Raw genomic sequence first — 10,591 nt, forward strand, 5'->3', positions numbered from 1 at the left:
AATCAGAGGAGCCAGCGGCTACAACGCCAAAATCAGAAGAACCAGCGGTAACAACGCCAAAAGTGGAAGAACCTGCAACACCAGCGCCAAAAGCAGAGGAACCAACGACATCAGCGCCGAAAGCGGAAGAGCCAGCGACACCAGCGCTAAAATCAGAGGAGCCAGCGGCTACAACGCCAAAATCAGAAGAACCAGCGGTAACAACGCCAAAAGTGGAAGAACCTGCACCACCAGCGCCAAAAGCAGAGGAACCAACGACATCAGCGCCGAAAGCGGAAGAGCCAGCGACTCCAGCGCCGAAAGCAGAAGAACCAGCGGTGCCAGCACCAAAAGTAGAGGAACCAACGACTCCAGCACCGGTAACCCCAAGCGAAGAAGCACCGGTCACATCAGGCGATACCAATTCTACTACACAGCCAGCTGGAGAATCAGGTAAATCTGAAACAACGTCAGAACCTTCTAATACTCCATCTGCAGAAGCTACAAATGATTCAGGGAATACAGCAACATCAAGTCCGGTAACAGATGGTACTACTTCAAACACAGGGACTACAGAACAACCTGAAACTTCAGCTCCAAAAACCGAAGCAACAGCGCCAAAAGAGGATAAACTACCAACTAATCAAAATGGAGATACATCAAATCTAGTAGATTCAAAGGATGAAACACCAAATCCGGCTCCGGCACCTAAAGAAGATACTCCGTCTGAAGAAGTAGCACCTAAAGATGAAAAACTTGAGGAAGCAAAAAAAGATGGAAAAGATGTTATTGAAAAAATTGCGGCTTCAAAACTTAGTGAAATTGAAAAAGTTAAAGACGAAGCCGAAAAAGAAAAATTAAAAGCGGAATTAAAAACATTAAAAGAAGAAGCATTAGCGGCAATAAATAATGCTAAAGATCACGATGCTGCTGTAGCTGTTGCGGATGAATATCAAACTAAGATTGATGAGATTAATGTTCCAGGTGAAGAATTACCAGCACCAAACTACAATAAAGATAATTTAACAAATGGCCGTAATGAAGGTACTACTATTGACAATGGAAGCACAGCGATAGGACATGGATCAGGTGAGGCTCCAACACAGCCTTCTTCAACTTCAGGAGGGACTACAGGTTTCAGAAGTGCCCCATCAGTTCAAGCAAGAGCAAGAAGAGTGGCGCGTTCAACATCAGAACCAGATGGAACTGTAAATATTAGCTATAACTTCGCTGGCATGCCAGATATTCATGGTTTCCTATCTGACCCGGGAGAAGATAACACTGTCACAATTCCTGCTGGAACGAGTGAAGCACAGGCAAAAGAGCTAGTAAAAGAAAAAATTCAAGCCAAGATAAAAGACTTAGCTGCTAGAGGGTATCATGTGAAAAATGACATTATTTTTGAACAAGATACTACTGTGAAAAATTATAACTACGTCGTTACATTCACTAAGGAGGCTACAGGAACTTCAGGTTTCAGAATGGCTCCAGCAGTTCAACCGCGCGCTAGCAGAAATCGTAGAAGTCTAGAACAGCCAGCTCCTCAAAAGGTCAAAGTCAATGTTTTTTATAACTTTGATCAAATGAAAGATATTGCAGGTTTCCTAGGAGATATCAATGGAACTTCTCTTGAAATTGCAGAAGGTTTATCAAATGAAGAGGTGAAAGTAGCAGTTAAGAAACAAGTTGAAGCTAAGAAAGAAGAGCTGAGCAAACGCGGCTATACTTTCAAAGAGGACCATGTCTATCAATCTAATGGGAAAGATTATAATTACGTTGTAACATTTTCAAAAGCAGCTAAATAATTTTCATTCTATAGAGAGTGAAATGCAAGCAGAGAGAGCGATAGGCTCTCTTTGTTTTATCTAGTGGTCAGTTGATTACAGACAAAAGGCCAGTAAGAGGCTATAATAGAAAATAGAGTAGGTATTTATTCTAATACTCTTTGAAAATCTCTTCAAACCACGTCAGCGTCGCCTTACCGTATATATGTTACTGACTTTGTCAGTTCTATCTACAACCTCAAAGCAGTGCTTTGAGCAACCTGCGGCTAGCTTCCTAGTTTGCTTTTTGATTTTCATTGAGTATAAGAAAAATAAAAAATAGAGAGCAGTTAAAGTATGAAAATTTTAATTGTAGAAGATGAAGAGATGATCCGTGAGGGGATCAGTGACTATTTGACGGATTGTGGTTATGAAACCATTGAGGCGGCGGACGGACAAGAAGCCTTGGATCAATTTTCCAGCTATGAAGTAGCCTTGGTTTTACTGGATATCCAGATGCCTAAGCTTAATGGTCTAGAAGTTCTAGCTGAGATTCGTAAAACCAGTCAGGTTCCTGTTTTGATGTTGACTGCCTTTCAGGATGAGGAATACAAGATGAGTGCCTTTGCTTCGCTAGCAGATGGCTATCTGGAAAAGCCCTTCTCCCTCTCCCTCTTAAAAGTGAGGGTGGATGCGATTTTCAAGCGCTATTACGATACAGGACGCGTCTTTTCTTATAAGGATGCCAAGGTGGACTTTGAAAGCTATAGTGCAAGCCTAGCAGGCCAAGAAGTGGCTATCAATGCTAAAGAGTTGGAAATTCTTGATTATTTGGTTAAAAATGAAGGAAGGGCCTTGACCCGATCTCAGATAATCGATGCCGTATGGAAAGCGACAGATGAGGTTCCCTTTGACCGTGTCATTGATGTTTATATCAAGGAATTGCGGAAAAAGCTAGACCTGGACTGCATCCTCACTGTGCGCAATGTTGGTTATAAATTGGAGCGAAAATGAAACGAACAGGTTTATTTACAAAGATATTTATCTACACCTTCTCGATTTTTAGTGTTCTGGTTATCTGCCTTCATTTAGCTATTTATTTTCTTTTTCCTTCGACTTATCTGAGCCACCGTCAGGAAACCATTGGTCAGAAAGCGACAGCCATTGCCCAGTCTCTAGAAGGAAAGGATAGGCAGAGTATCGAGCAAGTGTTAGACTTGTATTCCCAGACTAGTGAGATTAAGGGGGCGGTCAAGGGTGAGATGACCGAGGACAAGTTAGAAGTCAAGGACAGTCTTCCTCTGGATACGGACCGCCAGACAACTTCCCTCTTTATTGAGGAGCGTGAGGTGAAAACGCACGACGGTAGCACCATGACTCTCCAGTTTCTAGCTTCCATGGATTTGCAAAAGGAAGCAGAGCAAATCAGTCTCCAATTTCTCCCCTATACCTTGCTGGCATCCTTTCTGATTTCCCTATTGGTGGCCTACATCTATGCTCGGACCATTGTGGCCCCAATTTTGGAAATCAAGCGGGTGACCCGACGGATGATGGATTTGGATGCCCAAGTGCGATTGCGCGTGGATTCTAAGGATGAGATTGGGGATCTCAAGGAACAAATCAATAGCCTCTACCAGCATCTCTTGACTGTCATTGCGGACTTGCATGACAAGAATGAAGCCATTCTCCAGCTGGAAAAGATGAAAGTTGAGTTCCTACGAGGGGCTTCTCATGAACTGAAAACACCGCTGGCTAGTTTGAAAATTCTGATTGAAAATATGAAAGAGAATATCGGTCGTTATAAGGATCGAGACCACTATCTAGGAGTAGCCTTGGGGATTGTGGATGAGCTCAATCACCATGTTCTCCAGATACTTTCCCTCTCGTCTGTGCAGGAATTGCGAGATGATAGGGAAACAATAGACCTCCTCCAGATGACGCAAAGTCTAGTCAAGGATTATGCTTTACTAGCTAAGGAAAGAGAACTTCAGATTGACAATAGTTTGAAGCATCAGCAGGCTTATCTAAATCCATCTGTCATGAAATTAATTCTTTCTAACCTCATCAGCAATGCCATCAAGCACTCCACTCCAAGTGGCTTGGTTCGAATTGGCGAAAGAGAAGGGGAACTCTTTATCGAGAATAGCTGTAGCCCAGAGGAACAAGAAAAACTAGCCCAGTCTTTTTCTGATAATGCTAGTCGCAAGGCCAAGGGTTCTGGGATGGGGCTCTTTGTGGTCAAGAGTCTACTGGAACATGAAAAATTACCCTATCGTTTCGAGATGGAGGAGAATCGCTTAACCTTCTTTATAGCTTTTCCAAAAGTTGCCCAAGACTAGGCAGAGAAAGGGTTTACATAGATGAAGCTAGAAGAAATTCAATCGAAACTGCGGGAAAAACTAGATTTTTTTGTCAAAAAGTGATAAAATGAACAATGTAAATGGGGTGACCCATAAAAATATACAGGAGGCCTGATAAAATGGCAATCGTTTCAGCAGAAAAATTTGTCCAAGCAGCTCGTGACAACGGTTATGCAGTTGGTGGATTTAACACAAACAACCTTGAGTGGACTCAAGCTATCTTGCGCGCAGCAGAAGCTAAAAAAGCTCCAGTTTTGATCCAAACTTCAATGGGTGCTGCTAAATACATGGGTGGTTACAAAGTTGCTCGCAACTTGATCGCTAACCTTGTTGAATCAATGGGTATCACTGTACCAGTAGCTATCCACCTTGACCACGGTCACTACGAAGATGCACTTGAGTGTATCGAAGTTGGTTACACTTCAATCATGTTTGACGGTTCACACCTTCCAGTTGAAGAAAACCTTAAATTGGCTAAAGACGTTGTTGAAAAAGCACACGCTAAAGGTATCTCAGTAGAAGCTGAAGTTGGTACTATCGGTGGTGAAGAAGACGGAATCATCGGTAAAGGTGAATTGGCTCCAATCGAAGACGCTAAAGCAATGGTTGAAACTGGTATCGACTTCTTGGCAGCTGGTATCGGTAACATCCACGGTCCTTACCCAGCAAACTGGGAAGGTCTTGACCTTGACCACTTGCAAAAATTGACAGAAGCTCTTCCAGGATTCCCAATCGTATTGCACGGTGGATCAGGTATTCCTGATGAGCAAATCCAAGCAGCTATCAAACTTGGTGTTGCGAAAGTTAACGTTAACACTGAATGCCAAATCGCATTCGCTAACGCAACTCGTAAATTTGCTCGTGATTACGAAGCAAACGAAGCAGAATACGACAAGAAAAAACTCTTCGACCCACGTAAATTCTTGGCTGACGGTGTAAAAGCTATCCAAGCATCAGTTGAAGAACGTATCGACGTATTCGGTTCAGAAGGTAAAGCTTAATCTAGCTGAACAATACAGATGAAACCTGCCCATGGGGTGGGTTTTTTGATTAAACAAAAATTTATTATTATATAAATAAAAAATAAGCGAAAAACGATTAGATGATTGATCGTCTTTTGCTTATTGTTTTATTTTTTCAAAATAAATATTATTTCTTATCTTTTGAGTTCATTAAGGCTGCAACAACTGGTGCCCCAATAATTGCAGCAAGTGATCCTATGACTGTAGCAGCATTTTTGACAGTAGATGTGGTTGCAATTAATGAAGATGCTTCACTAATTTGTTCAAAATCTAACGATTTATTCTCAGATACTGCATATTTTTCTGATTCATCAAATAAATTTAGCAACATTTCTGCTCTATCAGCTCTGTCTGGATCTGTCGTTTTTAAATTTTCAATTTCAAAATCTATTACGGTACGTAATGCAATATAGTGGAGTTTTGTTAATCTACTATTTTGAGTTTCAAGATTGCTGATGGTTTGTTTAGTTACTCCTATAAGGTTTCCAAGATCTGAACTTGTCCAATTCAAAATCTCTCTAATAGCTTTTAGGTTATTTTGTAGAATTAATCTTGTATCTTCAGTTGATGGATATTTTTCTTTTAACATATCTTCTTACCTATAATTTTCTATTTCTATTATAACAAAAATAAAATATAATTTAAATAGTTGTCTACGATAAAATAGTTTACCTTGACAAAAACAAAATATTTGTATAAAATAATTGACATCTTAAAAATATTGTACTATACTATATTTAACTAAATAAGAGGAGAAGTAGAATTTAATTTAGATAATTATAGTAAAACTATTTTAAAAAAATTAAGAGGTGTGTTTTTATGGATATTCAATTGGCGTTTATTTTATTGTTAATTTCTTTGTGTATCTTTCTATTGGTTAGAAAGAACATAATTACAAAAAAGTTTACGGACTTTTTGATAAGCAATAAAGGACCAGAAATAGATTTCATAGAATCTGGAGACTTAAGTGTCTTAGAATGTGCAAAAATACTGAACAAAAAATATAGAATTGGAATAGTTAATGCATATATAATTGTTTGTTCAATTAAAGCAAGTTAATTTTATATAAAGTAAAGGAGTGTTACAATGGATGAACTTGTAAAAAAAATAGCAGCTTTTGGTTTACCTGGTGTAGTACTAATGATAGCTATGAGTGCGACAGGATTATCAGGTGGAGCAGCATTGACAGCAGCCTTAGCTGCGCTTGGACCTTTTGGTATGCTTGGAGGAATAGCTCTTTTAGCAACTATTGGTTTATTAGCCGATAAAATAGCAGAAGTAGGTTATGAAGAAGTAACAAAGCTTGTTCTTAAAGAACATCTTAAAACATCTTCTAAGGAAGAAACTATTGAATTGGTAAAAAAATATCCAATTACAAGATCAATGAAATTAAAAATTATAGATTACATTGAAAATTTTAATGAAAATTAAAAAGAGGTAATATTATGTCAAAATTATATACGTGCGAAGAATGTGGTGGAGAGTTCACTAAGAGAGAGCTTAATTGGGATGGTAGCGATCATATTGATGGAGTTTACTATTGCAAAGACTGCTTTCGTTTTCTAGAACAATGTGGGATTGATGCGATGGATCCTGATGGATTTGGATACGATGATTATGGTAATTGGGATCCAGAACGTTTAGGTTTTTAGATTTTTATGGGTTTTAACATACTAAATTAGAAATATTTTACTTTATATCTATCCTGCCCATCGGGCAGGTTTTTTGATGTTTTAAGGAAACAATTAAACTATAATTTTTGATTAAAAATACCACTTTAAGAGAAAAATTTTCAATTTCATAAACTTTAGGCAAACGCTTGCATTCTAGTTTTTATTGGACTATAATAGGTTGGTATAAAGCCTTTTGTAGTAATAAAATGTAGAAGGTACAGAAAGTAAGGATTTAGAATATTTGTAGTCAAAAACACAATGTTGCTATTCCTTACGATAGGGAGATAGATATGGCAATGATAGAAGTAGAACATCTTCAGAAAAATTTTGTGAAGACTGTTAAGGAACCGGGCTTGAAGGGGGCTTTGCGCTCCTTTATTCATCCTGAAAAACAGACCTTTGAAGCGGTCAAGGATTTGACCTTTGAGGTACCAAAGGGCCAGATTTTAGGTTTTATCGGGGCCAATGGTGCTGGGAAGTCGACAACCATTAAAATGCTGACAGGGATTTTAAAACCGACATCTGGTTTTTGTCGGATTAATGGCAAGATTCCACAGGACAATCGCCAAGATTATGTCAAGGATATTGGAGTCGTTTTCGGACAACGCACCCAGCTATGGTGGGATTTGGCACTGCAGGAGACCTACACGGTCTTGAAGGAGATTTATGATGTGCCAGACTCGCTTTTCCAAAAGCGCATGGACTTTTTGAATGAAGTCTTGGATTTGAAGGAATTTATCAAGGATCCTGTGCGAACTCTTTCACTGGGGCAACGGATGCGGGCGGATATTGCGGCTTCCTTGCTTCACAATCCCAAGGTTCTCTTTTTAGATGAGCCGACCATTGGCTTGGACGTTTCGGTCAAGGATAACATTCGTCGGGCCATTACTCAGATCAATCAAGAGAAAGAAACCACCATTCTCTTGACCACTCACGACCTGAGCGACATCGAGCAACTTTGTGATCGGATTTTTATGATAGACAAAGGGCAGGAGATTTTTGATGGAACGGTGAGTCAACTCAAGGAAACCTTTGGCAAGATGAAGACTCTTTCTTTTGAACTGCTACCAGGTCAAAGTCATCTCGTCTCTCACTATGAAGGCTTTTCGGATATGACAATTGATAGACAGGGGAATAGCCTCAACATTGAATTCGATAGTTCTCGCTACCAGTCAGCTGACATTATCAAGCAAACCCTGTCTGATTTTGAAATCCGCGATTTGAAGATGGTGGATACGGATATCGAGGATATTATCCGTCGCTTCTATCGAAAGGAGCTCTAAGATGGTCAAATTGTGGAGACGTTATAAACCCTTTATCAATGCAGGTGTTCAGGAGTTGATTACCTATCGAGTAAACTTTATTCTTTATCGGATCGGCGATGTCATGGGGGCTTTTGTGGCCTTTTATCTCTGGAAGGCAGTCTTTGATTCCTCCCAGGAGTCTTTGATTCAGGGCTTTAGTATGGCAGATATCACCCTCTACATCATCATGAGTTTTGTGACAAATCTTCTGACTAGGTCCGATTCGTCCTTTATGATTGGGGAGGAGGTCAAGGATGGTTCCATTATCATGCGCTTGTTGCGACCAGTGCATTTTGCGGCTTCTTATCTCTTTACCGAGCTTGGGTCAAAGTGGTTGATTTTTATCAGTGTCGGCCTTCCGTTTTTAAGTGTCATTGTCTTGATGAAAATCATATCTGGGCAAGGCGTTGTTGAAGTGCTGGGATTAACTGTCCTTTATTTCTTTAGTCTAACACTAGCTTATCTGATTAACTTTTTCTTTAATATCTGCTTTGGATTTTCTGCCTTTGTGTTTAAAAATCTATGGGGTTCCAATCTACTTAAGACTTCCATAGTGGCTTTTATGTCTGGAAGCTTGATTCCCTTGGCTTTCTTTCCAAAGGTTGTTTCAGATATTCTGTCCTTCCTGCCTTTTTCATCCTTGATTTACACTCCGGTCATGATCATTGTTGGGAAATACGATGCCAATCAGATTCTTCAGGCGCTCGCTTTGCAGTTTTTCTGGCTCTTAGTGATGGTGGGCTTGTCTCAGTTGATTTGGAAACGAGTCCAGTCATTTATCACCATTCAAGGAGGTTAGTATGAAAAAATATCAACGCATGCATCTGATTTTTATCAGACAATACATCAAGCAAATCATGGAATACAAGGTGGATTTTTTAGTTGGTGTCCTGGGAGTTTTTTTGACTCAAGGCTTGAACCTCTTGTTTCTCAATGTCATCTTTCAACACATCCCATCCCTAGAAGGTTGGACTTTTCAAGAAATTGCCTTTATCTATGGTTTTTCTTTGATTCCCAAGGGCTTGGACCATCTCTTTTTTGATAATCTCTGGGCACTGGGGCAACGCTTGGTGAGAAAGGGAGAGTTTGACAAGTATCTGACTCGTCCTATCAATCCTCTCTTTCACATCCTAGTTGAGACCTTTCAGATTGATGCTTTGGGCGAACTATTGGTCGGTGGAATTTTACTAGCGACAACAGTATCAAGCATTGCTTGGACTCTTCCAAAATTCTTGCTTTTCCTAGTCTGCATACCATTTGCGACCTTGATTTATACTTCCTTGAAAATCGCGACAGCTAGTATCGCTTTTTGGACCAAGCAGTCAGGAGCAATGATTTACATCTTCTATATGTTTAATGATTTTGCCAAGTATCCGATTTCCATTTACAATTCAGTCCTTCGCTGGTTGATTAGCTTTATCGTGCCATTTGCCTTTACGGCCTACTATCCTGCTAGCTATTTCTTGCAGGACAAGGATGTAATCTTTAACATCGGAGGTTTGATGTTGATTTCTCTGGTTTTCTTTGTTATTTCCCTTAAACTTTGGGATAGGGGCTTAGATGCCTACGAAAGTGCGGGTTCTTAGCAATAGATGTTATCAAAGCCTTGTCTCAGGACAGGCTTTTTCTAATAGTGATGAAAATTTCTTGACACCTATTCTCAGAGTGCTATACTGTATGTGTAATAGCCGATTTAGCTCATACTCTTCGAAAATCAAATTCAAACCACGTCAACGTCGCCTTGCCGTACTCAAGTACAGCCTGCGGCTAGTTTCCTAGTTTGCTTTTTGATTTTCATTGAGTATCAGTTGGCAGAGCAAGGCACTCGTAAAGCCTAGGTCACAGGTTCAAACCCTGCAATCGACAAAGAGAAGAAACTCATTCTACTGGGTTTCTTTTTTTCTTAATTATTGAACCATTTAGACAGAGATAGAGACCAGATAGACAAAAGAGCTTGTTCTTGAAACTGACCTCTGCTATAATGATTTTTGTAAGGGATGTGAGACGTCACTATCAGATAACTCAAGTTCATAAAAAAGAAATTGGAGATAAAAAATGAAAAAATTATTAGGGATTATATTTTTAGTAGCAGCAGCGACAGTAGTGTATTTTGGTTTTGTTGGCTGGCCAAGTTTAAATGTCAACCTCTGGTCATTGATTCCGGTAGGGCTGTTCCTATTTTTCACTCTAGAGAATCTTTTGAAAAAAGACTACAAGGCTAGTCTGATGTGTTTGATTATTGCCTTTATTATTGCGAATGCAATTTTGGACCTTTTACCAATTTCAAGTGGCTTGGTAATTGGAGCGGGCGTACTAGCTTGCATTGGTATTGGATTTATCTTTCCTGATAAAGAAGGAAAATAAGATTTTTCAAATAGCGATGTGACATAATATAGCTGGATATTAACGTTTAGGAATAGGATAAATTTAACTAATATTAATAAACCAAACTAAGAATTAAGAGTGAACGAAATCAGGAAAAAAATGAAA

11 protein-coding genes are annotated in these 10,591 nt (G+C 39.4%); 10 read left to right on the plus strand and 1 reads right to left on the minus strand.

The window, feature by feature from the left end:
* From N8L39_RS08930 to N8L39_RS08945, 4 genes are all read left to right on the plus strand, one after another.
* On the plus strand, positions 1-1,784 hold a 1,784-nt coding region (locus N8L39_RS08930), incomplete at its 5' end, for a DUF1542 domain-containing protein (protein ID WP_474104160.1).
* A gap of 315 nt (positions 1,785-2,099) precedes the next feature.
* Positions 2,100-2,756, plus strand: coding sequence for a response regulator transcription factor VncR (vncR, locus tag N8L39_RS08935; RefSeq protein ID WP_261010773.1), 657 nt, complete (start codon positions 2,100-2,102; stop codon positions 2,754-2,756).
* Positions 2,753-4,081, plus strand: a complete 1,329-nt coding sequence (vncS, locus tag N8L39_RS08940) for a sensor histidine kinase VncS (RefSeq protein WP_261010772.1) — start codon at positions 2,753-2,755, stop codon at positions 4,079-4,081. The genes vncR and vncS overlap by 4 nt, the downstream gene beginning before the upstream one ends.
* Before the next feature lie 140 nt (positions 4,082-4,221).
* Entirely contained in the window at positions 4,222-5,103 is an 882-nt protein-coding gene (locus N8L39_RS08945; protein ID WP_001018997.1) for a class II fructose-bisphosphate aldolase, read from the plus strand.
* Between the two features lie 148 nt (positions 5,104-5,251).
* On the opposite strand, the gene N8L39_RS08950 is transcribed toward N8L39_RS08945, so the two are convergent.
* A complete protein-coding gene (locus N8L39_RS08950; protein WP_261010771.1) occupies positions 5,252-5,713 on the minus strand; it encodes a helix-turn-helix transcriptional regulator in 462 nt (153 codons plus the stop codon).
* Positions 5,714-6,210: 497 nt separating this feature from the next.
* Between N8L39_RS08950 and N8L39_RS08955 the strand changes: the two genes are divergently transcribed.
* From N8L39_RS08955 to N8L39_RS08980, 6 genes are all read left to right on the plus strand, one after another.
* Positions 6,211-6,555 (plus strand): hypothetical protein, encoded by a 345-nt coding sequence (locus N8L39_RS08955; protein WP_261010770.1) that lies wholly within the window; start codon positions 6,211-6,213, stop codon positions 6,553-6,555.
* 14 nt (positions 6,556-6,569) lie between these two features.
* Positions 6,570-6,776 (plus strand): hypothetical protein, encoded by a 207-nt coding sequence (locus N8L39_RS08960; RefSeq protein ID WP_261010769.1) that lies wholly within the window; start codon positions 6,570-6,572, stop codon positions 6,774-6,776.
* Between the two features lie 311 nt (positions 6,777-7,087).
* On the plus strand, positions 7,088-8,080 hold the full coding sequence (locus tag N8L39_RS08965) for an ABC transporter ATP-binding protein (RefSeq protein WP_261010768.1): 993 nt from the start codon (positions 7,088-7,090) through the stop codon (positions 8,078-8,080).
* A gap of 1 nt (position 8,081) precedes the next feature.
* On the plus strand, positions 8,082-8,900 hold the full coding sequence (locus tag N8L39_RS08970) for an ABC transporter permease (RefSeq protein ID WP_261010767.1): 819 nt from the start codon (positions 8,082-8,084) through the stop codon (positions 8,898-8,900).
* Between the two features lies 1 nt (position 8,901).
* Positions 8,902-9,687, plus strand: coding sequence for an ABC transporter permease (locus N8L39_RS08975; RefSeq protein ID WP_261010766.1), 786 nt, complete (start codon positions 8,902-8,904; stop codon positions 9,685-9,687).
* A gap of 469 nt (positions 9,688-10,156) precedes the next feature.
* Complete coding sequence (locus N8L39_RS08980) at positions 10,157-10,465, plus strand: hypothetical protein (RefSeq protein ID WP_261010765.1); 309 nt, start codon at positions 10,157-10,159, stop codon at positions 10,463-10,465.
* Positions 10,466-10,591 lie beyond the last annotated feature (126 nt).

It is taken from the genome of Streptococcus mitis (genome assembly GCF_946190285.1).
Taxonomy (GTDB): domain Bacteria; phylum Bacillota; class Bacilli; order Lactobacillales; family Streptococcaceae; genus Streptococcus; species Streptococcus mitis_CP.